Origin of the sequence: Streptomyces sp. YPW6 (genome assembly GCF_018866325.1) — a bacterium.
Classification (GTDB): Bacteria; Actinomycetota; Actinomycetes; order Streptomycetales; family Streptomycetaceae; genus Streptomyces.
Window position 1 is genome coordinate 7,398,797 of sequence record NZ_CP076457.1, and the last position, 23,002, is coordinate 7,421,798.

The window sequence follows — 23,002 nt, forward strand, 5'->3', positions numbered from 1 at the left end:
TTCCTACGTCGGGAACTTCGAGACCTCGGTATTCATCCACCGCTGGACGTGGAGGAGCTGTGCAAGGCGCTCAGCCGTCGGCGTGGTCGGCCCCTCTACCTGCGGGAGGCACCGCTGCCGAAGCCAGGACCGACGGGGATGTGGGTCGAGTACGACGACTACGACGTGATCTTGTACCAGCAGGAGACGACCCGCCTGCATCAAGATCACATCAAGCTCCACGAGATAGGACACATTCTCGTGGCGGAGGCCGAGGACGCCGAGCAGGCGCCGGCCGAAGCGGCGGAGCAGCCCCCCGTGCTCGATCCCGAAGAAGAGTCGGCCGTCCTCGTGGAGGGCTGGGCCGCCATGCTCCCGGTATTCGACCCCAAGACGATCAAGCGCGTCGCGCGTCGTTGCTCGTACGACGACGGCGAGGAGTGCTCCGTCGAACTCGCGGCGACGATCGTCCTGGAGTGGGCGTCAGTGCTGGACGACTCGACGCCCCTCTCGGAGGACCCGTCTCTGCGGCGTGTGCAGTCGGCCCTCGGAGACCGGCGAGGATGGCTGTAACCCGTGGAACTGCTACTCCTGGGGCTCGTGGGCGCCCTTGCCTGGAAGCTCTGCAAGCTGTGGCGAACCCCCCACGACGCACCTTTGCGGTCGGTGACCCTCTGCCTCCTCTGCGCCACGCTTTCCTACCCCATCGCTATGCCGGGAGGCGCGACCGGCGTCGACACGGTTGCGGGGCACGGGGCGACAAAATTGGTCCAGAACGTGCTGCTGCTCGTCTCGATGTACTTCCTGATGTGTTTCTACCTCTACTCTGCGGCTGACGAGGAGGCGAGCCGTCGCAGGGCGAACAAGGAGGCGGTCGCCGTCGTGGCCGTCGTGGTGGTCATCACCCTGGCTGCCGTATCGGTGCCGCACGAGGTCTTCGCCGGCAGTTTCAGCACCGCGGACATGACGGTTCCGCAGATCGCTGTCTTCTACGGCGGAGCCGGGTGTTACCTGACGTACGTCCTGGGCATCGCCGCCAGGTGGACCCGCACCTACGCCCGAATGTCCCGTCGCCCCCACGCAACAGGACTGTGGATGGCGGCTGTTGGTCTGGGCGCGATGGCCGTGGCCTGCGCGATCAGGGCTGTCATCGTGGCCGTCCGCTGGGCGGACATCGAGGTACCCCAGCGTCTGATGGCTGCGGTCGCGTTCCTGTTGGTCGCATCCATCCTTCTGTTCACGGCCGGGATCACCTACTCGGGGGTCCGCGCCCGAATATCTTCTTCGAAACTCTGGCTCCAGCACCGACGTGATTACCGCCGCCTCGCCGCCCTCTGGGAGTTGTTGGCCGAGGCGTTCCCCGACAACGTTCTACCGCCGGCGTCCTCGTCCGCCCACGACCGACGACGCGCTCGGGGAGTCCACCGCCGCTACCACCGCCGCATCGTGGAGATCCGAGACGGCCTGGTCGCCATCAGCCCGTACCTCCTGGTGGACGGCACCGGCATCCCAGCGCCCGATGTCGACTCGGATGAGCTGGCAGCTCGGCTACGGCGGGCTTCTGCCCGGGTCAAGGAAGGGGCCCCCGTGCCCCGCCGGGCGGTCCCCCTCGCCATGACGCTGGGGAGCGATCGAGCGGCAGATGTGAAACAACTGATTGCGGTGTCCGACGCGCTGGTGACAGACCGCGCGACCCCCCTCACGATCAAGGAGGCACCATGCTGATCAGCGGACGACGTGTGCTCGTCGACACGGGCACGTATCTGGACGACGGCGCCGTCCTGATCGAGAGCGACTCGATCGTGGCTGTGGGGCCGCGCAAGGAGATCGAGGAGCAGACCGCCGCCGACGTGCCGCGGTCGGTGTTCGACGGCACGCTTCTGCCCGGCTTGATCGACGCCCACGTACACCTCGTCTTCGACGGGGGCCCCGACCCGGTATCCGCTCTCCAGACCTCGACCGATGAGGCCCTGCTCGCGGACATGCGCCGCCGCGCGGAGGAACTGCTGCTCAGCGGCGTCACCACGGCCCGTGACCTCGGAGACCGGAACGGACTGGCACTTCGCCTGGATTCGGAGATCGCCGACCAGCGCACGCCAGGACCGAGGATCGTCTCCGCAGGCACGCCCCTGACCACCCCCGGCGGGCACTGCCATTTCCTCGGGGGTGAGGTCTCGGGCGAAGCCGAGATCCGCGCCCTCATCCGTCTCAACCTCGAACGAGGTGCTGGGGTCATCAAGTGCATGGTCACTGGCGGCGGCCTCACCCGGGGCGGGCCCGCAAGTCACCAATCCCAGTTCTCCGAAACGGAACTGCGCCTTCTCGTAGATGAGGCTCACGCGGCAGGCGTCCCCGTCGCGGCCCACGCACACGGAGCCGACGGCATCGCCGCAGCCGTGGAGGCCGGAGTGGACACCATCGAGCACTGCACGTGGATGACCGGCGACGGCCTCGACTTCCGCCGGGACGTGGTGCAGCAGATCATCGACCGCGACATCACCGTCTGCCCAGCGGTAAGCCCTCACTGGCGGATGCTCCCCGCGATCTTCGGCGAGGAGCGCGCCGCCGGGATGTTCGACCTGGTACGTCAGATGGCAGACGCGGGTGTGAAGCTGGTCGCCGGCACGGACGCCGGAGTGCAGCGTGCCACCTTCAACGGCCTGGTGCCGGCCCTCTCGTTCTACGCCCACCTCGGCCTGGCGAACGCCGAGATCATCAACATGGCGACAACCGCCGCAGCCACGGCCCTCGGGCTCGGCTCCACAACCGGCCGTATCGCTCCGGGCTACCGCGCGGATCTCATCGCTGTCGGGGGAGACCCGCTCTCGGATCTCGACGCCCTCAAGAACGTCACGGCCGTATTCGCCTCCGGTCGGCGGCACGATCCGAAGGCACCAGTCGAGTAGTCGGGGCTGACCGAGCCCTGCCCTCTGGAGCCTCCGGAGGCCCGGAGGGCAGGGCCCTACTCGTCGTCCGTGGAGCCGACCTGTTTCTCGAACTCGGCCTGCAGGTCCGTCAGGAGCGAGAGAACCTCGGGCGACAGACCCTCCGGGCCGAGGCCACGAGCCCGAACCCGTCCGATCGTCCCGTTCCGGGATGCGAGCAACACACGAATCCCCTGGTACACCTGACGGGTGACGGCCTCGTCCGGCTCGAAGTACATGCGCTCGACGCCGAAGAACTCGGCAAGGCCCTCCAGGACAACGGGGTCCGGGCCGTCGGCGTCACCGGCACCTGTTCGGAGGGCCTCGACCTCCTTGGCCGTGACAACCTCCGCCCCTGCATGCCGGTTCACCGCCTCTGCGATTTCTCCATCTCCCGGAACTGCGCCCGCCGGGTAGGAGTGTTCCAGTAGGAAGCTGATCTTCTCCCCGAGAGCACGAGGATGCTCGTCGGCCTCGGCCGCAGCGACGCTCTCGTCCCCGTCCTCTTCGACGATGTTTCCGAACGAGCGCTCCTGAGCTTGCTCCAGCGCCTTCTCCGATACGCCGTACGCCGCTGCCAGCTTCGGCACGTACTTCTCCTTGAGCCGCCGTACGCCGTTCTCGGCCGCAGCCACCGGGCCGTCGCTCTTCGTGCCGATGAACCTCGCCACCTCGTACCGGTAGAGGCCCGCGTCGCACCGCAGGTCGATCAGGTCGGGCGCGCCTTTACGGGGGAACAGCTCATCCAACGGTTTCCGGAGTACGCGCGCGATGCCCGGCAGCTTCTCCTGGTCCGGGACGCTTGAGCCCAACTCCCACCCCGCCACGGTTGAGTCCGCAGCGTCGACGGCAGCCCCCACCTCGGCCTGCGGGATCTCTGCAGCCCGTCGTACGGCGCGCACCACTGTTCTGTCGAAGTGGCGAGCTGACATCGAGACCTCTTTTTCGTGCGAGTCGAAGAACTATCGGCTCGTTGACCTTTCGTGCGAACCGGGATAGCTTCAGACTACCGAAAAACGGGGTGCCGTGCATCCCTCCCGGTCAGGCTGCGTGCCTGCCGAGGGTGTGAGGCTGAGGAGGAGAACACCTCCTTCGGCGTGCCCGGCAAGAGGGGGTGCCGACCGAACGCGGGTCAGGGAGGGGGCAGGGGATGCACGCCAAGGGCCCGTAACGCGACGAAGCAACGAAGAACCGGCGCCCGGGAGTTACCAGCTCCCAAGCGCCGGGCCGGCACCCCGAAGGGCGCCGATTCACATCTCGCGGGCGGCGGGGCTTTTGCACGAGAACCACCGCACCGCGCTCCTACAAACCACGGAGTATCGCATGCCTGCCATGCCGAGCGGAATCCCGGCCTGCCCGGACATCAGCCGCCGACACCGCCTCGCCGCCCAACTCGCCGACATGATCCCGGGCGCAGCCGCCATCCGGGTCAGCCTCACCGACCCGGCGCAGGTGTGGCCCCACCCGCACACGATCGTGCAGGACGAGGCCGGTCGGTCGATGGAGCTGGGCCGGACGACATCCAGGGTCGCCGCCCGCTGGATCATGAGGGTCTGGCCGGACGAGGACTGGACCTGCCCGCACACCTTCCGCCTCGCCGACGTCACCCTCACCCGCAGCGACTCGATCGCCGCCGAGCGGGTCCGCTGACATGCCCAGGATCCGAACCATCAAGCCGGAGGCGTTCACCTCCGAGTCACTCGCCGAAGTGACCGTGACGGCCGAGCGGACCTTCTTCGGCATGCTCACCCAGGCCGACGACCACGGTCGCCACCGGGACAACGCCGCGATCATCGCAGGGCTCCTCTGGCCCTTGCGCGCCGAGCACACCTCGGTCCACGTCGAAGACGACCTTCACCAGCTCGCGAACGCCGGACTGATCTGCCGGTACACCGGATGCGACGGCCGCCGCTACCTCCACATCGTGACCTGGTCCGAGCACCAGAAGATCGACAAGGCGAGCCAGTCGCGCCTGCCCTCGTGCCCGCAGCACCAGGCTGCCGACCGGTGCGCACCGTGCAAGGGCTCCTGCACCCGGCGGACCGAGGGCTCGCACACGGCTCCCCGAGGACTCTCCGAGACCTCCGGGAGGTCTCCCCGAGCCCTCGATCTGCCTGCCGTACCCGCCTCCCAGACGTCGGGCCACGCAGACGAGTCCGTCGCCGACCGGGAGGAGGCTGCCGGCGGCGCGATCGGCACAGCGGGGCGAGCTGATGCTAAGAGTGCAGGTCAGACGGGATTCTCCGAGGACTCCCCGAACCTTGCCCGAAGCCTCTCCGAAGGCTCGGCGCCTGGATCTAGGATCTTGGATCCTGGATCTCTTGTCCCTACGGGGCGCACAGCGCCCGCACCCAGCGTCTCCGCCAAGGACCTCGTCGGCGAGTACGTCGCCGGGTGCGACCAGCGCCCCCCGAACGACGTGATCGGACACCTCGGGCGGATCACCAAGAAGCTCCTTGACGAGGGCATCGCTCCGGGACACATCCGGGCCGGGCTGGCGAACTTCGCGGCCAACCCGAGGCACCCGAGCGTGCTGACCAGCATGGTCAACGAGGCAATGAACGCTCGCCCCGGCGGCTTGGCGCGGCCGGGAATCCGGCCTAACGTGCCCGCTCACCAGGCGTGGACCAACCCGGCCAACGCTTCCGCCGCCTACGCCGAGGAGCTGTGATGCACACCCATCACCGCGAACCCCAGCTCCTGGGCAACGAAGGCACCCTGGAGCGCATGGCCCGGATCCTGGCCGCCCGCAACATCGACCCGGCCGCCGCCGCCGCGCTCCCCGACGACCCCGAGCCGTTCTCCCCGCTCGACGCCCTCCTGGCCGGGATGCCCCCGCGCTACCAGACGGCTGCCGCCGACCACCCGATGGTCCTGGACTGGGTCGGGAAGGTGACCGAGGCGGCCGTCGCCCCCAGCCGGGGAGCCCGGCGGCAAGTCACCACCGGGCCCAGCCTCCTGATGGCCGGAGTCGTCGGCGCGGGCAAGACGCATCAGGCGTACGGCGCGGTCCGAGCGCTGGTGCGGAACGGGGTCGGCGTGCGCTGGCGCGCGAGCACCGCTGCCGACCTGTACGCCGATCTCCGCCCCCGGCCCGGGGTGGACAGTGAGCGGGAGCTGGCGGCCGTCAGCCGGTGCCCGCTGCTGATCATCGATGACCTCGGCGCGGCCAAGGCGAGCGAGTGGGTCGAGGAGATCACGTACCGGCTGATCAACCGCCGGTACAACCTCATGCTCCCGACCTTGATCACCACCAACCTGGCGATCAAGGACCTCCGCTCCTACCTCGGTGACCGCGTTGCCTCCCGACTCGCGGAGATGACCACCCGGGTCGAGTTCGAGCCGCTCGACCGCAGACGCTACCGCGCAGCAGCCTGACCTGCCGCAGGTCACCACGTCCGGGCCGCGCCCCTCTGCGCGCCGCCACGAGCAACTTCACGACCAGCGCACCTCTCCGCCGACGCCCCTGCGCGCGGAGAGCGATCGGAGCAACCCGCATGACCAGCACGACGAACAGCCCTGTCCACCACCGTCAGCTCGGCGACCAGACCTGGCAGGCCGACGCCGTCTGCCAGAGCACCGAGTACAACCCGGTGGACCCCGAAGTCTTCTTCCCCGAGCCCGACGAGACCGCCAAGATCGCCACGGCCAAGGCCCTGTGCGGCCAGTGCCCGGTCCGCCGAACCTGCCTGGACGCCGCTCTCGAAGGAGGTGACACCGAGGGGATCCGAGGCGGCCTGACGGAGGAGGAGCGCGGGCCGCTGCACGAGAAGCTCCCCAGCCGCCTCGACTACAGCCGCGTCAACGCCACCATCGCCGGGCGCGACGTGCACCTCACCCATACCGAGCGCCGCGCGGTCGAGCACGCTGCCTACCGCCACGGGGTGAGCGAGCAGCGCCTGGCCTGGCTTCTGAAGGTCACCGAGGAGCACGCCAAGAAGCGATACCGCGAGATCCGCCGGGCCGAGCGCAACCGAACTCTGAACCAGCCCAAGGAGACCGCCCTGCCACCCGCGGTCGACGGTGAGCACCCGGTCCGCGACGACTTCGGGACGGCGGCATGACCACTACGAGCACACCGAAGACGGCGCACATATCCGCCTGGGACCGCGCGGTGGTCATCGCCCTGGGTGGCGCGGGATGCGCGCTGTCGTACGACGCCCTCCAGCAGATGGCCGTCGCCATCCATGTCCGGGGCCTGTTGACCTTCGTCTTCCCGTTGGTGATCGACGGGTTCATCGCCTACGGCGTCCGCGCGCTCCTGGTCCTGCGCGATGCCCCGCTGCGCGCCCGGCTCTACGTCTGGACGCTCGTCGGCACGGCCACCGCCGCCAGCATCTGGGCCAACGCGCTCCACGCGGTGCGGATCAACCAGGACGCGGTCGCCGGCACCGGCCTCCGGCTCGGGGACACCGTGGTCGCGGTGCTGTCCACCATCGCCCCGCTGGCCCTGGCCGGAGCCGTCCACCTCTACATCCTCATCGCCCGGGGGCCGGTCAAGGACAGTGATCGCGAGGACCTCGGTCAGGCCGGTCACCTCGGTCAGGCCAACCGGAGCGACGGCGCAGAGGTCACCCGGACCGACCGGGTCGGTCAGCAGCCGGAGGCCGGTCAGCCGGTCACCGCCCGGACCGACCGGCAGCCGCTCTCCCTGGACAAGCCGGTCTCTGCCCCCCGGTCGCTGAGCGGGGGCAGGGCTTCGGCGGACAGCAGCGCCCCGGTCACCGGTGACCGGAGTCAGCGGCACGAGGCCGCTGACCTGCCCGGACAGCCGGACACCGCGCGCCCGGTCACTGACCGCCCCGACGACACCACCTCGGCGACCGGCGACGAGGACAGCCGGGGGGCGGCCACCGTCCTGCCGGTCACTCCGTCGGTCACCGCCCCGTCGGTCACTGACCGGCAGGCCCGGACAGCCGGTGACCGGCGATCCGACCAGGACACCGAGGAGCTACTGAAGATCGCTCGGTCAGCGGTCAGGGCCGAGGGCAAACTGACCCGCAAGGTGGTCGGACAGGCAATCCGAGACCGGCAGATGACGCTCTCCAGCGACACCCTGACCACCCTGATGGCCCAGCTCCGCAAGCAGAACGGACAGCCGGTCAGCTCCGCCCGAACCTGATCGGACACCACGGAGCGGGTGACCGAGCAGGTCGCCCCTGCAGGTCACCCGCTCCGCACACCCACCCCACCTTTCTCCCCGAGCAGAAGCGGAGTGCACCCGATGCGCATTCACCCGGCCACGCCCGCCGAAGTCGACTCCTGGCTGACCGTCCTGCACCAGCGCGGCCACCTCCACCGCGCCCAGTCCGGCCCCGACACCTCCTGGATCGTGCAGCGTGAGCAGCATGACCGGCCCTGGACCCTCCACCACCCGGTCCTGGCCATGGACTGGATCGAGGATCTCGTCCGCGAAATCCAGCAGCAGGACCCGGAGACGAGCCGGTGAACACCAACGACCCGGCGGTGGTCACCGCCGGACAGCAGCGTGACCCCACCACGGCTCCTGGCGGAGCAAGCTATCGCGTACGACGGTCCTACGGCCCGTCGTACGCACTTGCCCCCGCCCAGAGGGGCGGGGGAAGCCCGGCTGGTCCCCGAGCGAGGGCGCACGGGGACCAGCCGGGCAACCGGCACCAGGGGGCGCCGGTCACGGGGGAAGAAGCCGAGTGCGGTGACCAGCGTGCGCTGCCGAGCCCGAGCACGCCCGCCTTCCCCGACCGTAAACCGCGCCGCCGCACCCGCAACGCCAGCGAGCGCACCCGTAAGACGACGACCCGCCTCTCCGACACCGAGAAAGCCGAGATCGCCGCCGCTGCCACGCAGCGCGGCATCACCGTCGCCCGCTTCCTCGCTGGTGCCGGCCTCGCCGCCGCCCGCGGTTCGACCGCCCTGCACACCAACGAACGCTGGGACACGGCCATAGACGAACTCGCGTCCCTACGAACGGCCTTGGCCCGGATCGGCAACAACATCAACCAGATCGCCTACGTCCTCAATGCCGGCGGGCAGCCCCGCCCCGGCGAACTCGACCACGCGCTGAGCACACTCCTTCGACTCCTCGCTCGCGTCGACGACGCGGCGAACAACTTGGTGAACAGGCGGCTGTGATGGTTCCCGACATCGGACGCGGCTCCCGGACCCACGGTCTGCTCGTCTACCTGTACGGCCCCGGGCGACGGGAGGAGCACACCGACGCTCACCTCGTCGGCTCGTGGGACGGCTTCGCCCCGGACCCCGGCCGCGACACCAGCCCCGATCCCGATCCGAAGATCACCCTCGCCCGGCTCACCGCCGCCTTGGACCTGCGGGTCAAGCAGGCCGGAGACCGAGCGCCCGCCAAGCACGTCTGGCACTGCTCGGTCCGCACGGCCCCCGGGGACCGGCGGTTCTCCGACGAGGAGTGGAACGCCGTCGCCCAGCGCATCGTCCACGCCACCGGCATCGCACCGGACGGGGATCCCGACGGCTGCCGGTGGATCGCCGTACGCCACGCGGCAGATCACATCCACATCGTCGCCACCCTCGTCCGAGGAGACCTGCGCAACCCACGCCTGAACTACGACTTCAATAAGGCCCAGGCCGAATGCCGCCGCATCGAAAAAGAGATGGGCCTGCGCCGCCTCAACGCCGGAGACGGCACCGCAGCGAAGAACCCCACCAGCGCCGAGAAGTTCAAAGCCGAACGCACCGGCCGCCCCGAAACCGCCCGGGAAACGCTCCGCGAAGCCGTACGCCGGGCCCTCGCCGGAGCTGAAGACGAGAAGGAGTTCTTCACCCGTCTCCACGAGGCCGGCCTACGGGTGAAAGTGCGCCACGCCCCATCCGGTGACGCGCTCGGCTACAACGTCGCCCTGCCCGGCGACCGCAACCGCGACGCCGAACCGGTCTGGTACCCCGGCTCCAAACTTTCCCCCGACCTGTCCCTCCCCAAGATCCGCCGCAGGCTGGCCGACGGCACCGTCGAACACACGGCGACCCCGGCCTCGGGCGGACGAGCGGACTCGTCCCCACCTGCCCGAGAACGACGCAGCGCCACCGCCATCGCCGAACGTGCCACCGTCCTCCTCGACCAGGGTGACGACGGAGCAGCCGCCGCCCAGCTCGTCGGCGTCGGAGAACTTCTCGACGCCGTCGCACAGACCTCACCGGCCGCGACCCGCACCGAGCTGGCTGCCGCCGCCCGAACCTTCGAACGGGCGACCCGCAGCCACGTCCAGACGGAACGCGCCGACACTCGAGCACTTCGCTCCGCCGCACGAGGAATCATCCGGGCCGGCGGCGCGCTCGGCCGGGGCGAGGACGGCGGCACCACCGCCATGCTCCTCTCCACCCTCGTCCTGGTCACCCTCGCCGCCGCCCACTGGCACTCCGCCCGGGGACATGCCCAGCAGGCCCACGCCTCCCGGCAGACTGCCGAGCACCTGCGCACCGCCTATCGACAGGCCGCCACCACCCCGATGCGAACACTGCACGAGCAGGGCCGCGCCCTCCCCGACGCCCAACGGCGGGCGTACGAGACCACCATTCGCGCCGCCCTACCGAACCATGGCGTACGAGAGGACGGTGTACCGGCGAAAGCCGACGCCCTGGCTGCCACCCTCGCCCAGGCCGAGCAGGCAGGCCACGACCCCGAAGCTCTCCTTCGTCAGGCCATCGACATGCGCGAACTCGACACCGCCACAGACGTCAATGACGTCCTGGTCTGGCGCCTGCGCCGCATCGCTCAGCTCCCCGCCCACCCGGGCGTAACTCCCCGCCGCCCGAAAGACAGCACCAGCAACCCGAAATCCTCGGCCAACCGCACCAGCAACCGAACGACACCCGCGATCGGAGTTCGTCCCGTCGCCCCCACTCCACGAAACCGCCCACCACGCCGCTGACGAAGATCCGGCGGGCTGGCCATCGTCCCGCCGGACTCCGAGAAGTCCCTGGACAACCGGTTCCACCGGCTGTTACGGATGGAAACAGAAGGACCTCGAACGGGAGATGACGCTCGTGCTCAGAACCACCGACCGCCCCGCGGAGTCGACACCCGCGCAGCCGGTTCTCCCCGCCGGCACCGATCCCCTGCTGCAACTCGCATACGAGACGCAGCCGCCCAGCGGCCCCGGCGCGACGCGCTGCCTCAGCCACCCTCGCGAACTCGCCCTTCGCGGGATCCCGGTATCGTGCACTGCCTGCCGCGCCCGGCGCGACTGGCTGCTCATCAACCACGGGCGCAACGTCTGGGTCTGCTGCCGCTGCAGCAACCAGTGGCTCGAACCCGAGATCAGCCGCGCCGACTTCGACGCCCTGATCGCGATCCCGGACGGAACGATCTACCCCAGCGTCGAGCAGGGCCTGGCCGCCTTGGGGTTCGACGGGGCCTTCGCCGGCACGTACCTCGACTAGGCGAGCGCGAGCGCATAACGAGAAGGGGCGACACCGACGGGTGTCGCCCCTTCTCGTCATAACTGGTCAGCTGTCGATTCCGTCTCTCGGTAGCTGACCCCGGAAGCTGCAGCCAGGGCACTCGTCCTCGCCCTGAATGTGGCCCTCGTACCAGCCATGGACAGCGGCATGCAGAATCGCATCCTCCACCGAGGCTTCACCGCTTCTGACCGACGCGATGGCGTTGCCGACGACCAGTCGGAGCACGGCGCTGTCCGGTGAGGGGAAGGGGGCGATGGCATGGGTGAGGCGGTCATGCCCTGAGCCTAGAGGCCCACCCTGCCCCTATTCAGAGGAACCGGCGTTCGAGCGAAGCTCGCCGGAACTGGTCAAGCGTGTCAAGGGACAGTAGGAGTTCCCCGCTCGCGGACAGTTGATCTCCCCACTGGCGGACGTTGAAAGTCCCCGGTGGACAGTTGATCTCCCCGCTTGGGGGTCAGCCGAGCGGGACGACGCCTCGTCCGGTGGTCGCCTCGGCGAGGCGGTGGCTGTCGCCCTGCGTGACGACGACATGGGCGTGATGCAGGAGCCGGTCGACGGTCGCAGTGGCGGGGGTCTTGGGCATGATCTCGTCGAATCCAGAAGGGTGAAGGTTGCTGCTGACCGCCAGACTCCGCCGCTCGTAGGCCGCATCGACCAGACGGTAGAAGCCCTCGGCGGCGTCCGGCGAGACGGGCACGAGCCCGATGTCGTCAACGATGATCAAATCGGTTCGGGTGATCCGGGAGATCGCCTTCGAGACGGAATCATCGACGCGATGACGGCGGATCAGGGCCCCGAGGTCCTCGATGGTGAACCAGGCGACCGTCATCCCGGCGTCGACCGCCAACTGGCCGAGCGCCTCGCTGAAGTGCGACTTCCCGGTCCCGGAGGGGCCAACGACACAGAGGTTCTCGCGCCGCCCGACCCACTCCAGGGTCCGCAGCGCGGACTGCGTCGGGATCGGAATCGAGGACGCCTCCTCGTACCAGATGTGGAAGGTCTTGCCGGTCGGGAAGGCCGCGCGGGTGCGACGGGTGCGGAGGTTGGCTGCGTCGCGGCCAGCCGCTTCCTCTGCGAGCAGGGCCCGCACGATCTCGGCGGGATCCCAGCGTTGGGCCTTCGCGGTCGGGACGATCTCGGCCATCGCCCGGCGAATGTGCGGCAGCTTCAGCCGTCGAGTCAGGGCGATCGCCTCGTCGAACGCGGCGCCGGACGTCGCGGCGACCGCGGAGGCCGGTGCTTGCATCCGTGGCCGCGTCGCGGCCGGTTGGGCGGGACTGTCGTTCATGAAACGGTGCTCTTTCCAGGTCGGGGCCGACGCGCGCTGCCCGTCGGCCGAGGTGGTGGTGCTGTCGTGGGGGTCGGATAGGTTGCCCGGATGACTGACACGGACCCGCTGGTGCCTGTGCTTGCCGGACTCGTCGTCGACGTCGTCTGGTTCCTCGACAGCTGTGAGGACGACGAGGTCGACCCCGACTCCGCGGTGAAGATGACGGAGAGCGTGAGCTGGGTGCTGACGCGGCTGCCGCAGGACCAGCGCGACCGGTTCCTGACCGTGCTCGCCGACCTGGCTGAGGCGGAGACGGAGCCGGGCCGACGGGAGTTCTTGGAGGCTTTCCCCTTCGCCTGCGGCCTGGTCGAAGAGGACTCAGGTCGAGCCGAAGCCTGACCAGGCGGAGGTGTCCGGCTGCAGGCTGTGGGTCTCGCTGCGGCGAATCGGCTCTGCGTGGTCGTGCTCACCCTGGTGGTCCAGGAGCGACAGCAGGTCGCCCTCGGCGAACCGTCCGACCGTCGCGGCGGTGCCGAGCGCGCGGTCGACGTCGGCGGTGCCGTAGAGCTTGGCGAGCGCGACCGCGTCGGTCATCTTCGCCCTGATCCGGCGGACACCGGTCGCCGCGGCCTCGACCAGCCAGGCCGCCGCCCCGGGTCCGATCGCCAGGAACTGGGCCTCGGCCGGGTTCGTCGGCTTCGGCGTGCGCTCGCCGCGCGGGGCGTCGGGATAGTGCTCGTCCGCGATCCGCGGACTGCCCGGGATCGACCGCGGATGGCGGGCGACCTCGACCGCACTGCCCGCCACCATCGCGGTGACGATCAACTAGTCGCCGTGGAAGCGGACCCAGACCCGCTCGTCGACGAACCGGTGTGGGACCGAGTAGCGGACCGACTCGACCGAGATCGTGGAGTCCTTGCCGACCCGGCGGGTCTCGCCGAACGCGGCGGTGAACGGCTGCTCGGGCACCGGGTGCAGCCGCAGCCGCTCCTCGGCCAGCAGCTCGGCCGGGATCCTGCGGGTCTCGCGGTGGATCCGGCCGTTCACCTCGGCCATGAAGTCCTCGCAGGCCTGCTGCAGTTCGGCGAAGTCGCCGTAGTCGGTCCGGAGGTTGACCGCGGTGGGGACCAGGTCCCGCTTCGCGATCCGGACCGTTGCCTCCGTCCCTCCCTTCGAGGCCGGGTCGGCCGGCATGCACGACCTGACGACCGTGCCGTAGTAGCGGGCGATCGGCACCGCTCGGGGTTGCGGACCGCGATCCGGGCCACATGCTCGACCGTGACGGTCTTCTCGTTGTCGGTCAGGCAGTAGGTCGGGACCCCGCCCAGCGTGCGGAACGTCGCGTCCAGGCAGGCAGCCACCGTCGGCAGGGTCATGTCGAGAACCGGGATGACCACCCGGAACCTCGACCAGGCCAGCCACGCGCACCACAGGCTGTTGCGTCTGCCGTCGATGCGCGGGCCTTCGCCCCAGTCCCACTGCAGCCACATCGCCGGCTCGGGTATCCACGGCCGGAAGATCCTGCGGTTCCCGGCCCGGTAGGACTCCTTCGCCGCCGCGACGGCCCGCCGGGTCGTGCGGTCGGTACCGCCGAAGCCCATCGCGGCGATCTTCTTGTGAACAGCGTCGGCGCCGACCCTGCCGCGGGACCGCTCGACCAGTTCCTCGACCTTCGGCAGGAAGTCGTCGATCAGCTTCGACCGCACCGCCCGCTCGGTCGGGTCGACTCCTTGCCCGCGCAGCTGCACGTATCGGCGCACGGTGTGGTGGTCGCAGCCGGCCAGCTCGGCCGCCTTCCGGTAACTCCCAGTGAGGTCGTACGCCTCAAGAATCTCCATGATCTCCTCATCGCTCTTCACCATGCCCACTGTGCGTGATGGGCTTGGTGGGTCTGCGGGGAGATCAGCTGTCCGTCACCGGGGAGGTTTCATGTCCACCAGCGGGGAGGCCAACTGACCGCCAGCGGGGAGTCTGCCGTGTCCGCTGACACAAGCGGTGGATGCTGAGCCGAACTGCAGCAGGGCGAAGCCCCAGTTCGCTCGCGAGAACGTCGACGGGCTGGTGGGGAGACGCTCGTAGTCGGTGGAGGACGGCGCGGTCGTTCGCGGCATCCTGGTACCGGCTGACGACGTAGGCACCGATGCCACCGGACGCTACGGCGAACAGAGCGACGCTGCAGACGGCGTAGTTGTCCTGGACAGCGGCGACGATGGCGGTGACCGCCCCGGCAGCGCTGAGCAGTGCCGAGCCTATGAACAGCCTGGTCACGAGGTCCCTCGTGCGGGAGACGGTGTTGAGCCAGAGGGAGACAGGCTGCCCAGGCTGTTCCGGTTCCGGGCGGTGCGGACGCTGATGCCCCGGTGGGCAGTGCCGCCTCGATATCCCCAGAACCGCATTTCGTCGGACATCGGATCCTCCATGTCGGTCAGGACGAGAGTACGCATCAGGTGGCTGGGCGTACGGCAAGGCCGCCCCTGCCTGATCGGCGTGGGGCGGCCTTCTGCGGTTCGGTCAAACGTGGGCGAGGCGGTGCGAGAGGTCGAGGGCGGCGGTCGCGACCGAGAGAGCGGCGCAGAGGCCGAGCACCTCGTGGAGGGTGGGGCGGACCAGGTGCGGCCAGTCGTCCGGGGCGGCGGGCCAGGAAGCGAGGTGCACCTCGGTGGTGGCCAGGCCCAGGTGGGCGGTGACGTCCCAACCTGTGTGGAAGGCGGGCTCCCAGTGCAGGCGCACGTTGCCCTGAGGGAGTCTCGGGGTATCGGCGGCGAGCCAGGAGATGTCGAGGGGCCCGTCGGGCAGGCCGGAGACGCGTTGGACGAGCGCACCGCGCACGTCGTCTGGCATCGGGCGTACGGCAAGGCGGTGCAGCGGAAGGGTCTGCGGTGAGTGGGATCGCGGCGGGATATGAGCCTCCAAGGTGGTTCGTGTGACAGTCAGGCCCAGGCCAGGGCATCGCTGACGGAGGGCGGGAGGTAGTCCTCCTGTCCGTCGTCGGCGATGAACGCTTTGCCGTCCCGGACGACGATCTCGGCTCCCAGGTAGTGGGCGAAAGGAAAGTCGGGGTTGATGGCGAGGCGGATCGGCAGGCCGGGGTCCAGGTCTTGGAGCTGGCGAAGCAGGTGTCCGACGGTCAGGTAGTGGGGCAAGAGGACCTCCGAGAGCGGTACGGGATGAGGGGGCAGGATGCCGAGGGGACGTTCTGCCCTCGTGGAGGTGTAGACGGGCATCCGGAGCGACAGGCGTGGGGAGCGCGCCGTCATGCGAAGGCGTCGCGCCGCCGCTGGCGTGCCACGGCAGGGCCCCGGTGACCGGAGGAGTCCGCTATGACCAGGCCGTCGGTGATCAGGCGCTGAAGCGAGCTGGCGACGCGATCGTGGTTCAGCCCAGTAGCGGAACTGATCTTGGAGAGGGGTGCGTTGGGGTTCTCGGACAGGCAGGCAACGACACGGGTGTCGCGGCGGCGGAGATAGTCCTGGAAGATCCCGGCGGTGTACAGCAGCAACACCGCGCAGCAGACCTGAGGGATACCGCGCGAGGCCGTGCCGGAGCCCGAGATGGCGTCGTACGCCGCGAGGACGGCGGTGCCGGAGCCGACGATGTGGCTCGCGATTCTCACGAGGTCATCTGAGTGGAACGTCATTTCAACGCCTTTCGGTCAGGAACAAGAGGTTCGGCGGGTCTGCCGGGGTGGGCGGGTCGTTGTCGGCTCGCTCTGGTCGTTCGGCGGTCAGCGCGAGGAGTGGGCGACGAGGGCGGCGAGGAATCCGGCGACGGCTTCGGAGGGGGTGTGGATGCCGAACTCCTGAACCCACGGAGCGCCGTCGGCGGGCAGCACCTGGACGCGCCAGACGATGTCGCGCTTCCAGGCGGCGGGGTCTTCGGGGAGCCAGCCGACGTAGACGTGACCGTCCGGGCTGGTTGCGTGGACGTTGGCCTCCGGGGTGTCGACGACGGCCCAGCCGAGGCTGTCGAGAAGGTCGAGAACAGGACCGGCGCAGTGGTCGGAGGAGAGCCAGCAGCGGTCTTCCGGGGCCGGGCGGACGACGGCGGGCAGGAGGGTGGCGGAGGTGGTCACGGTTGAACGATCCCTTCGTTGACCTGCGGTTTTCCCAACACCCGTACGTTGACATGGGGTGTGGCGGAGTACGTAGTCGATTCCCAGGAAGTGGCGTCTGCCGTGGGCGAACTGGCCGACGCCATCAGGGCCGTGCGCCGGGAATGGAACGGCGAATGGAGTTGTCGTACTGGGGTTGCGGCAAAGGGCCGCACGGAGCCGAAGGGGGAGCAGGGATGGCGAAGCCGAGCAGACACGAGGTCGGGACCGGGCTGGAGCACAAGGTCCGCGCCGCCGGGCGACCGTGGACGGTGGGCGACATCGCGATGGTCGCCGACGGCCAGTGGGCTGTCGGCGTCCAGCCCGAGGCGCGGTGGGACGACGGCGAGGTGGTCCTGGACCGCAGCGCTGACGGATATCGCGTCGAGTTGACGGTGGAGGAGCTGGCCCGCGCGGTGGGCTCCAGCATCTGGATGCGCACGGAGGGCCAGAGCAATGCCGCCCACCGCGACGAGTACCACGACTGATCGATCAGCGACCTGGCCCCGGGCCAGGCGCCGGCGGCCCGACGACGGCCGGAGGAGCGGCCTGGTCCGGTACCTGGTCGAGGACGTGTTGATCGTGCCCGGAGCGGGCAACAGCGGCCTGCGCCAACCGGGTTGCTGGGGCACGGTCCGCCGTCGCGGCGGCTTCACGCGCCTGGACCACATGGCTGATCGCCTGAAGGGCCGTACGGCTTTCGGCTTGGGCGACGCGAAGGTCGGCTGCGGAGCTGGTGATCCGTTGCAGGTCGTAGAAGGCCGGTGCGTGGCCGGGACGGGTGAGGGCGTGCAGGCGCTCCTGGTGCACGGCCACGGAGCTGTCGGCGGTGACCAGGAGGGCCGAGCGGATGTGCATGGCCGAGCGTAGGAGAGGGTCGTCGGTCGGGCGGCGGACGGCGATCGACTCCAGAGCTTCGATCGGACGGCCCCAGGCTTCCTCGATCATGGTCGTGGCCTGGTCGAGTGCGGTGGCGTCGGGCATGGGGGAACTCCCGGTATTCGAAGGGGGGTGGAGGCGGTGCTCCGGAAGAGGAGCAGGGGTCAGCGGCTGCGGCGCGGGGTCGACGCGCTGGCCGACGGCCTGGCCGCGAGAGCAGGCGCGGGACTCCCGGACGGGTTCAGGGCCGAAGCCGACGTGCGGCTTCGGGCGGCCATGACCCGGAGGTCGGCGGCCGACCGGGGGAATCGCGCGGCGCGTTGGACGGCCTGCGTGACAGCAGTGCGGCGTACGTCGAGGGGAGTGGGAGCCCGGGGAACCTGGGGCGTACTCGGAGTGACAGAGGTGAGCGAGACCAGGTGTGCCACCTCACGGTGGATCTGGTGGCGCTCGCGTACCACCGGGGCTGGATCGGCCATGACGGATGCCGTCGCGGCGATCAAGTGGGTGGGCGTACGGGCCGAGAAGATGGCCTCCGCACGGGTACCCCAACCGGGTGGGCCCGACCAGAGGGTGACGGCTTCGTCATCACGACGTGAGAGACGGTTGTCGATGAGGACGCCTGCCTGTCCGTCCGGGGCGGTGATCTCGACGGTGCCGAGTTCGGCCCCGCCGTGGCGGGTCCAGCCGGCATCGGTCAGCGGCTGGACGGCGTCGGCCCAGCGGTATGACGGGCTCGCCAGAAAGCGCCCGTTGCCCTCATACGCATCGGCTTCGGCGTAGTCGTGAGCGAGAGCGGTGGTCAGCCCGGCGACGATCTCGGCCGGGGTGACATGGTTGAAGGTCGCTGTCCAGCGGGGTGAGGAGACGGCTTCCTCGGATGCGGCGATCTTCCACAGCTCGAAGTCGTCGCCGAACCAGCCGATACGGATCCTCTGGTCGGGCGACGTGACGAGGAGCTGGCAGGGACCGTCATCGAGGTAGTGGTGCGGCCAGTGAGCGACAGGGGCGAAGCCGGCGTCTCCGACTCCGTTGGAACCTGCCAGGTACATCGGGCTGACCAGTACCTCCTGGTACAGATAGTTGTCGTTGGGCTGCTGGACGCTCATGGTCGAGACTCCGGGCACGTAGGAGGGGAACGCGCCCGCGTGCGCGGCAGGGTGAAGTGCTGCGGCGCACGCGGACGCGGTAGCAGCGGCGAGACGGCACTGGCTCTCAGCACCACCACCCGGCTCACCGCCCCCGGCCCGGGGCCGACCGGGCGGTGACAGCCGCCGACACCCGCGGCTGGGGCCGCGTCGCGTGGCTGAACAGGTCGTTCGGCGCGGCGGCACTCCGGCGCAGGGCCGCTGCGGTCCGGGCACCGTCCCCCGTCAGCGGGACATTCGTGTGAGTCCGCGTGGCCGCCGCGACGTGGACGGGGCTCGACGAGGTTTTGAGCGCGGTGAAGGGTTCGCTCCAGTGCTCGATGGTTGCGTAGACGGCCCCCAGCGACTGGCCGGCATCGGTCAGGACGTAGGGGGCGCCGTGGTGCGAACCGGCGCGTCCGACCAGGCCGTCGGCCTGCATCCGCAGAAGCCGTTGCCGGGCGGAGGGGCGGTCCACGCCGACCTCCTCGGCGATGTGACTGAACCGCAGAGGGCCGTTAGTGCCGAGGGCCTGGATAACGCCGGTCGTGTGCCGAAGGTTTAGACGGCCCAGAGCGTCCTCGACGCGTTCGGCTTCGGCCATCGTCTGGAGCGGCAGGTGGGCCCGGGACCAGTCCGACAAGGTGCGGTGCACGGGGGCGAGCGACTCGCCGAGCGCGCTGAGCTGGTAGGTGCCCCTACGACGGACATCGGAACGGGTGATCAAGCCGTCGGCCTGCATGTACATCAGCCGCTGGCTTACTGACTGCTCGCCGACGAAGGGGAGCTGGGCGGAGATCTCGCGCACCCGCATGGGGCGGTTTTCCTGGGCGAGGATCATCGTGGACCAGGTGGTCCACTTCGGCCCGATCCGGGCAATCGCGTGGTCGATGCGCTGAGGGTCGACCGAGTCGAAGGAGAAGGCGGGGGGCTGCGTGGGGCTGGGCATGAGTGCGTTCTCTCCGGTAGGGGTCATCGGGAGCGGGGGTGGGAAGCCGTGCCGGAGATACCGGCGGAGGGGGCTGCAGCTGGGTGGGCAGGGCGGCCAAGGTTCGCCGGGGCACCGCTGCGGCCGAGGGCAGCGGCCACACGCGACGTCGCCGTACGAGCCGCACCAAGAGCGGCCTCGCCGCGGGACGTGAGCGAGAGGAGTTGCCCCAGCCGGTACGGGCTCTCGCTGGTGTCCTGGTGCAGTAGCCCGTCGGCGATCATCCGCCGGACGGTCGAGGGCAGCACCTGGGGACGTCGGCCCGTCCCGTCAGAGAGGAAGGGCTCCTCGCCGAGCGCGGTTCGGCACAGGCGTAGATCGCCAAGTTCGACCACTTCGAGAGCCCTGAGCTGGCGCTTCACCTCTATCGCCCAGTCGTCGTCCCGGCCGGCACGCTGTTCCCGGTTCTCTTCGTGGGTCTTCGTCGCCGAGGGCTCGGTATCCGGATCGGGGAGAAGGCGCTGGTACGCGGAGACGGCCTCGATGAGCTGGTCGTAGGCCCGATCCTGCTTGGTGAGGAGTTCTCCGAGCGTCGGGATCGATGTCCGCAGGAACGCGTACGAAGTGCGGGCCCTGCCGAGTTCGCCGCGCCCGATGGATTCGAGGAGCGGGAAGGCATCCCTGGCCGCATCCGTCACTCGGTCGTGCTGCTCGTTCAGCTCGTACGCGGACGTGATCACCCGAGTCGAGGCTCGGTATAGCGGATCGGCAGGACGATACGTGGTGTTGAGCATGTTGACGTTCGAGATACCGAGCGCGTCGGCGACGAAGTGCGTACCGGGCTCGGTGTTCGGGTCGTAGGGGTTCACTTGGCCGTCTCCATCCGGGCGAGCAGGGAGCGGACCAGGGTGGGAAGGCTGTCGGGACCGTCGCCGAGCCGGACGTGGTCAGTCACCTTGTCGAGGACGTACGTGGCGTCTTCGAGAAGGCCGCCGGAGATTTCCATGCAGGCGTCGGTGATCCGGGAGGCAGCGAGCAAGGACTCGGAGAGCACCTCGACGTAGTCGTCCGGCGCGAGACCGGCGGCGTCGGCCGCAGTACGGATCGCCTCCAACTCCAGCGCGCTGAAACTGAAGTCGAAGTCATGGCCCTGCTTCATGCTGGCCGGGGCGGAGAAGGCGGAGTCCGGTGGTTCCGTGGGTATGCCGACGCGCGTGCAGATCCGGTCGACCGAAGCGGTCAGCTCGGCCAGGGACTCGGTGAGCCATCCCAGGGCGGAGGCGTAGGAGGCCAGGGTGAAGAGACCTGCCGGTGTCGTGGGGAGCGGATCGTCGGCCACGAACTCTTCGAGCCGGTCGTTCAGCTCGCAGATCACCTGGGGCCCGGCGGACAGAGCACCGAGTACGGGATGCAGGTAGGAGCGGCTGGCGGCCGTCGGATAGTCGGCGGTGAGGATCCCGGAGACGCGGTGCGCAGCATCGGTGAGCAGGCTCGCCAGTTCGGCACGCGTGAGCGGGGCGTGATCGGGGGTCATCGCTGGGGAGCCTTTCGAGAGGCAGCGGCCGGAGACTGGACTGCTGCTGGAGAGGTCGACGGAGCAGCCGCCGACTGGTTCGCAAGGGGCGAGCGGGCGCGGGCGGCCTGCACCCGGGCCGCCGTACGGGAGTCCGCCTCGGTACCTCGCTCAGGGCCGGTACGGAGGTGAGCGGAGCGGTAGACCGCGTAGTCCTTCCGGCTTCCGGCGGCAACGAGGTAGACCTCGCGCTTGTGGTTCGAGCTGGGCGGGGCCGGGCGGAACTGGATGACCATCCGGTAGGCGACGGACGGATCCACGTACACCTTGTGGTATCCGGCGAGACGCCCCTTCAGGGGTAGGCAGTCGTTGCTTCCGTGGACCAGGTTCTGTAGCTCCAGCAGCGCCAGATCACGGATGCGATCGGGGAGGTTCCGCAGATCCTCAATGGCGTCGGGATGCGCCGCGAAGGCGAAGCGTGCGCTCACAGCAGCCTCCCCTGTACCGAACGCTGTACCGGTACGGCTGCCGCGGACTGGTGGGCTCCAGGGGCGGTCTTCGGTATCTCGGAGCTGCCGGCCGAGCGGGCGAGGGCGGCACGGGTCCGGAGGGCGGCAGTTTCACCGAGGTGGTCCGGTGGCTGCGGCAGCGGGGTGCTGCGGTCGTCCAGCCAGCGGAGAGCGGTCTCCTCATCGGGGAAGGTGCCCTCGCGCAGCGTGTACGTGTGGGCGTTGGAGTCCCCCTCTTCGAGGAAGAGGCGAACAGGTGCCTGAGCGGCCTGACTGTCACGGGTCAACGTCCATGCTTCGCACGGGTCGTCGTCCGAGGTCTGGCTCTCGATGACCTCGTACCGCGTGCCTGACTCCCGGATCTGTGTCTCGATACGAACGGTGAGATCGTCGGCGGGAGTGGAGAATCCGGCGCCTACTTCGGTTATCTGCTCGGGTGGGCAGCCGTGCTCGATCAACCAGTTCTGGGCGAAGGGGACCGTGGCGTGGTAGGCCGTCTCCATGGTGAACGTGTTGAGGCTGAGATCCCGCGCCACCTTGATCGCGGCTACCTGCGGCTCGCCGGGGACACCCCACGTGACCGACCCGTCGTGAGCGACGACGTAGGAGTGTGCGCCGTGAGGAGCGGTGTGGTGCTCGGTCAGGACCGTCAGGTCGCCTGACCAGAACTGCTGCTCCGCGTACTCGGAGTCAGCGTCGGCGGGTGCAAGATCGTCGAGGTGAAAGTCGAGTTCCGTGCTCATTCCGTCGCTCCCGACTGTTCGGGCGCCGGGGTGACCAGCACTCGGTGGTTCGGCCGGGTCGGGCTCGTCGTACACGCGGCGAAGGGGCCGTCGGGCGCACGCAGGTGCGCCAGGGTTTGGTCCAGGTGGTCGCGGTGCCAGGTCGAGGGGCCGGACAGGCCGGCCTCGGTATCAGTGAGCTGCTGCCACGCGAGCCAGAGCGCGTGCAGCCGGGCGACGGCCTCCGGGTGTTCGTCCCACCGCGCGCACCACGGACGGGAGGAGCTGATCTCTCGGCCGTAGACGGGGAGGAAGAGGTAGTTCACCCAGTCGCTGAGTGCGGTGAGTTCGGCGGCGTACGCTTCCCCGCCCAGGGCGAGGATGAACACCGAGGCGGGGCCCTCCGCCTGCGCGGCGTCGGCCGCCTCGGCTTCCGGAACGTCATCCGTGTGCTGGCTGGCAACGGGTACGGGGTCGGAGCCGAGGCGGTCGAGGAGGGCGCCGTGCTGCCTGACCTCGGCCATGGTCTTGGCGAGGGTGCTGGCAAGGTCGTCGAGATCCCCGTCGGGGATGCGGAACGGCTCGGGGCTGGGGGTGGTCGGGCTGGTGTCGGACATCGGGGCGTGCTCCATCTGTGAGACGGCGA

General features: G+C 69.5%; 28 protein-coding genes and 1 pseudogene. 14 read left to right on the plus strand and 15 right to left on the minus strand.

What is annotated here, in order from left to right; all coding sequences use genetic code 11:
• Positions 1-48 precede the first annotated feature (48 nt).
• Genes KME66_RS32385 through KME66_RS32395 form a run of 3 tightly spaced genes read left to right on the plus strand, consistent with a single transcriptional unit; the run spans position 49 to position 2,885 of the window.
• On the plus strand, positions 49-552 hold the full coding sequence (locus KME66_RS32385) for a hypothetical protein (RefSeq protein WP_253208536.1): 504 nt from the start codon (positions 49-51) through the stop codon (positions 550-552).
• Between the two features lie 3 nt (positions 553-555).
• Positions 556-1,704: an MAB_1171c family putative transporter gene (locus KME66_RS32390; protein ID WP_216328626.1), complete on the plus strand. Its 1,149-nt coding sequence runs from the start codon at positions 556-558 to the stop codon at positions 1,702-1,704.
• Entirely contained in the window at positions 1,698-2,885 is a 1,188-nt protein-coding gene (locus KME66_RS32395; protein WP_216328628.1) for an amidohydrolase family protein, read from the plus strand. The genes KME66_RS32390 and KME66_RS32395 overlap by 7 nt, the downstream gene beginning before the upstream one ends.
• Positions 2,886-2,941: 56 nt before the next feature.
• Here KME66_RS32395 and KME66_RS32400 read toward each other — a convergent pair whose 3' ends face one another.
• Entirely contained in the window at positions 2,942-3,835 is an 894-nt protein-coding gene (locus KME66_RS32400) for a helix-turn-helix domain-containing protein (protein WP_216328630.1), read from the minus strand.
• 391 nt (positions 3,836-4,226) lie between these two features.
• On the opposite strand from KME66_RS32400, the gene KME66_RS32405 reads away from it, so the two are divergent.
• The 9 genes from KME66_RS32405 to KME66_RS32445 all read left to right on the plus strand — a co-directional run bounded on the left by KME66_RS32405 (position 4,227) and on the right by KME66_RS32445 (position 11,297).
• On the plus strand, positions 4,227-4,553 hold the full coding sequence (locus KME66_RS32405; RefSeq protein ID WP_216328632.1) for a transcriptional regulator: 327 nt from the start codon (positions 4,227-4,229) through the stop codon (positions 4,551-4,553).
• A 1-nt stretch (position 4,554) separates the two neighbouring features.
• The gene (locus KME66_RS32410) at positions 4,555-5,574 is read left to right on the plus strand and encodes a hypothetical protein (RefSeq protein ID WP_216328634.1); all 1,020 of its coding nucleotides are present in this window, start codon (positions 4,555-4,557) and stop codon (positions 5,572-5,574) included.
• The gene (locus tag KME66_RS32415; protein WP_216328635.1) at positions 5,574-6,281 is read left to right on the plus strand and encodes an ATP-binding protein; all 708 of its coding nucleotides are present in this window, start codon (positions 5,574-5,576) and stop codon (positions 6,279-6,281) included. The genes KME66_RS32410 and KME66_RS32415 overlap by 1 nt, the downstream gene beginning before the upstream one ends.
• Positions 6,282-6,400: 119 nt before the next feature.
• Positions 6,401-6,967, plus strand: a complete 567-nt coding sequence (locus tag KME66_RS32420; RefSeq protein ID WP_216328637.1) for a WhiB family transcriptional regulator — start codon at positions 6,401-6,403, stop codon at positions 6,965-6,967.
• On the plus strand, positions 6,964-8,025 hold the full coding sequence (locus KME66_RS32425) for a DUF2637 domain-containing protein (protein ID WP_216328639.1): 1,062 nt from the start codon (positions 6,964-6,966) through the stop codon (positions 8,023-8,025). Before KME66_RS32420 ends, KME66_RS32425 begins: the two co-directional genes overlap by 4 nt.
• 102 nt (positions 8,026-8,127) lie before the next feature.
• Positions 8,128-8,352, plus strand: coding sequence for a hypothetical protein (locus tag KME66_RS32430; RefSeq protein ID WP_216328641.1), 225 nt, complete (start codon positions 8,128-8,130; stop codon positions 8,350-8,352).
• Complete coding sequence (locus KME66_RS32435) at positions 8,349-9,014, plus strand: MobC family plasmid mobilization relaxosome protein (RefSeq protein ID WP_216328643.1); 666 nt, start codon at positions 8,349-8,351, stop codon at positions 9,012-9,014. Before KME66_RS32430 ends, KME66_RS32435 begins: the two co-directional genes overlap by 4 nt.
• A complete protein-coding gene (locus KME66_RS32440) occupies positions 9,014-10,786 on the plus strand; it encodes a relaxase/mobilization nuclease domain-containing protein (protein ID WP_216328645.1) in 1,773 nt (590 codons plus the stop codon). The genes KME66_RS32435 and KME66_RS32440 overlap by 1 nt, the downstream gene beginning before the upstream one ends.
• A 106-nt stretch (positions 10,787-10,892) precedes the next feature.
• Entirely contained in the window at positions 10,893-11,297 is a 405-nt protein-coding gene (locus KME66_RS32445; RefSeq protein ID WP_216328648.1) for a hypothetical protein, read from the plus strand.
• Positions 11,298-11,772: 475 nt separating this feature from the next.
• On the opposite strand, the gene istB is transcribed toward KME66_RS32445, so the two are convergent.
• Positions 11,773-12,564, minus strand: coding sequence for an IS21-like element helper ATPase IstB (gene istB, locus KME66_RS32450; protein WP_216329776.1), 792 nt, complete (start codon positions 12,562-12,564; stop codon positions 11,773-11,775).
• 132 nt (positions 12,565-12,696) lie between these two features.
• Here istB and KME66_RS32455 point away from each other — a divergent pair, with 132 nt between their 5' ends.
• Positions 12,697-12,987 carry a hypothetical protein gene (locus KME66_RS32455; RefSeq protein WP_216328650.1) on the plus strand — a complete coding sequence of 97 codons (291 nt, stop codon included), beginning with the start codon at positions 12,697-12,699 and terminating at the stop codon, positions 12,985-12,987.
• On the opposite strand, the pseudogene istA reads toward KME66_RS32455, so the two are convergent.
• The 5 genes and pseudogenes from istA to KME66_RS32490 form a co-directional block, all read right to left on the minus strand.
• A pseudogene (gene istA, locus KME66_RS34280) lies at positions 12,967-14,447 on the minus strand (IS21 family transposase). The gene KME66_RS32455 and the pseudogene istA overlap by 21 nt on opposite strands.
• A gap of 652 nt (positions 14,448-15,099) precedes the next feature.
• Entirely contained in the window at positions 15,100-15,429 is a 330-nt protein-coding gene (locus KME66_RS32475) for an esterase (RefSeq protein WP_216328657.1), read from the minus strand.
• Between the two features lie 89 nt (positions 15,430-15,518).
• On the minus strand, positions 15,519-15,731 hold the full coding sequence (locus KME66_RS32480; RefSeq protein WP_215103341.1) for a hypothetical protein: 213 nt from the start codon (positions 15,729-15,731) through the stop codon (positions 15,519-15,521).
• Positions 15,732-15,841: 110 nt separating this feature from the next.
• The gene (locus KME66_RS32485) at positions 15,842-16,201 is read right to left on the minus strand and encodes a winged helix-turn-helix domain-containing protein (RefSeq protein WP_253208537.1); all 360 of its coding nucleotides are present in this window, start codon (positions 16,199-16,201) and stop codon (positions 15,842-15,844) included.
• Between the two features lie 111 nt (positions 16,202-16,312).
• Positions 16,313-16,660, minus strand: coding sequence for a DUF317 domain-containing protein (locus tag KME66_RS32490; RefSeq protein WP_216328661.1), 348 nt, complete (start codon positions 16,658-16,660; stop codon positions 16,313-16,315).
• 215 nt (positions 16,661-16,875) lie between these two features.
• Between KME66_RS32490 and KME66_RS32495 the strand changes: the two genes are divergently transcribed.
• Complete coding sequence (locus tag KME66_RS32495; protein WP_216328663.1) at positions 16,876-17,166, plus strand: hypothetical protein; 291 nt, start codon at positions 16,876-16,878, stop codon at positions 17,164-17,166.
• 4 nt (positions 17,167-17,170) lie between these two features.
• On the opposite strand, the gene KME66_RS32500 is transcribed toward KME66_RS32495, so the two are convergent.
• From KME66_RS32500 to KME66_RS32535, 8 genes are all read right to left on the minus strand, one after another.
• Positions 17,171-17,662 carry a hypothetical protein gene (locus KME66_RS32500; RefSeq protein WP_216328665.1) on the minus strand — a complete coding sequence of 164 codons (492 nt, stop codon included), beginning with the start codon at positions 17,660-17,662 and terminating at the stop codon, positions 17,171-17,173.
• A gap of 59 nt (positions 17,663-17,721) precedes the next feature.
• Positions 17,722-18,666: a DUF317 domain-containing protein gene (locus KME66_RS32505; protein ID WP_216328666.1), complete on the minus strand. Its 945-nt coding sequence runs from the start codon at positions 18,664-18,666 to the stop codon at positions 17,722-17,724.
• 124 nt (positions 18,667-18,790) lie between these two features.
• Positions 18,791-19,633: a helix-turn-helix domain-containing protein gene (locus KME66_RS32510; RefSeq protein ID WP_216328668.1), complete on the minus strand. Its 843-nt coding sequence runs from the start codon at positions 19,631-19,633 to the stop codon at positions 18,791-18,793.
• A gap of 23 nt (positions 19,634-19,656) precedes the next feature.
• Positions 19,657-20,481, minus strand: a complete 825-nt coding sequence (locus KME66_RS32515; RefSeq protein ID WP_216328670.1) for a large ATP-binding protein — start codon at positions 20,479-20,481, stop codon at positions 19,657-19,659.
• Positions 20,478-21,146 (minus strand): hypothetical protein, encoded by a 669-nt coding sequence (locus KME66_RS32520; RefSeq protein WP_216328672.1) that lies wholly within the window; start codon positions 21,144-21,146, stop codon positions 20,478-20,480. Before KME66_RS32520 ends, KME66_RS32515 begins: the two co-directional genes overlap by 4 nt.
• On the minus strand, positions 21,143-21,613 hold the full coding sequence (locus tag KME66_RS32525; protein WP_216328674.1) for a hypothetical protein: 471 nt from the start codon (positions 21,611-21,613) through the stop codon (positions 21,143-21,145). Before KME66_RS32525 ends, KME66_RS32520 begins: the two co-directional genes overlap by 4 nt.
• A complete protein-coding gene (locus KME66_RS32530) occupies positions 21,610-22,377 on the minus strand; it encodes a glycosyl hydrolase (RefSeq protein ID WP_216328675.1) in 768 nt (255 codons plus the stop codon). The genes KME66_RS32525 and KME66_RS32530 overlap by 4 nt, the downstream gene beginning before the upstream one ends.
• A complete protein-coding gene (locus KME66_RS32535) occupies positions 22,374-22,973 on the minus strand; it encodes a DUF4913 domain-containing protein (protein ID WP_216328677.1) in 600 nt (199 codons plus the stop codon). Before KME66_RS32535 ends, KME66_RS32530 begins: the two co-directional genes overlap by 4 nt.
• Positions 22,974-23,002: the final 29 nt, after the last annotated feature.

Bases quoted from the DNA above. Each gene is read 5' to 3' on its own strand.
- KME66_RS32440 (WP_216328645.1), top strand. From the start codon at position 9,014: ATGGTTCCCGACATCGGACGCGGCTCCCGGACCCACGGTCTGCTCGTC.
- KME66_RS32475 (WP_216328657.1), bottom strand. From the start codon at position 15,429: ATGCCAGACGACGTGCGCGGTGCGCTCGTCCAACGCGTCTCCGGCCTG.
- KME66_RS32420 (WP_216328637.1), top strand. From the start codon at position 6,401: ATGACCAGCACGACGAACAGCCCTGTCCACCACCGTCAGCTCGGCGAC.
- KME66_RS32455 (WP_216328650.1), top strand. From the start codon at position 12,697: ATGACTGACACGGACCCGCTGGTGCCTGTGCTTGCCGGACTCGTCGTC.
- KME66_RS32520 (WP_216328672.1), bottom strand. From the start codon at position 21,146: ATGACCCCCGATCACGCCCCGCTCACGCGTGCCGAACTGGCGAGCCTG.
- KME66_RS32445 (WP_216328648.1), top strand. From the start codon at position 10,893: ATGACGCTCGTGCTCAGAACCACCGACCGCCCCGCGGAGTCGACACCC.
- istB (WP_216329776.1), bottom strand. From the start codon at position 12,564: ATGCAAGCACCGGCCTCCGCGGTCGCCGCGACGTCCGGCGCCGCGTTC.
- KME66_RS32395 (WP_216328628.1), top strand. From the start codon at position 1,698: ATGCTGATCAGCGGACGACGTGTGCTCGTCGACACGGGCACGTATCTG.
- KME66_RS32415 (WP_216328635.1), top strand. From the start codon at position 5,574: ATGCACACCCATCACCGCGAACCCCAGCTCCTGGGCAACGAAGGCACC.
- KME66_RS32405 (WP_216328632.1), top strand. From the start codon at position 4,227: ATGCCTGCCATGCCGAGCGGAATCCCGGCCTGCCCGGACATCAGCCGC.
- KME66_RS32430 (WP_216328641.1), top strand. From the start codon at position 8,128: ATGCGCATTCACCCGGCCACGCCCGCCGAAGTCGACTCCTGGCTGACC.
- KME66_RS32510 (WP_216328668.1), bottom strand. From the start codon at position 19,633: ATGCCCAGCCCCACGCAGCCCCCCGCCTTCTCCTTCGACTCGGTCGAC.
- KME66_RS32425 (WP_216328639.1), top strand. From the start codon at position 6,964: ATGACCACTACGAGCACACCGAAGACGGCGCACATATCCGCCTGGGAC.
- KME66_RS32495 (WP_216328663.1), top strand. From the start codon at position 16,876: ATGGCGAAGCCGAGCAGACACGAGGTCGGGACCGGGCTGGAGCACAAG.
- KME66_RS32530 (WP_216328675.1), bottom strand. From the start codon at position 22,377: ATGAGCACGGAACTCGACTTTCACCTCGACGATCTTGCACCCGCCGAC.
- KME66_RS32400 (WP_216328630.1), bottom strand. From the start codon at position 3,835: ATGTCAGCTCGCCACTTCGACAGAACAGTGGTGCGCGCCGTACGACGG.
- KME66_RS32410 (WP_216328634.1), top strand. From the start codon at position 4,555: ATGCCCAGGATCCGAACCATCAAGCCGGAGGCGTTCACCTCCGAGTCA.
- KME66_RS32500 (WP_216328665.1), bottom strand. From the start codon at position 17,662: ATGCCCGACGCCACCGCACTCGACCAGGCCACGACCATGATCGAGGAA.
- KME66_RS32505 (WP_216328666.1), bottom strand. From the start codon at position 18,666: ATGAGCGTCCAGCAGCCCAACGACAACTATCTGTACCAGGAGGTACTG.
- KME66_RS32535 (WP_216328677.1), bottom strand. From the start codon at position 22,973: ATGTCCGACACCAGCCCGACCACCCCCAGCCCCGAGCCGTTCCGCATC.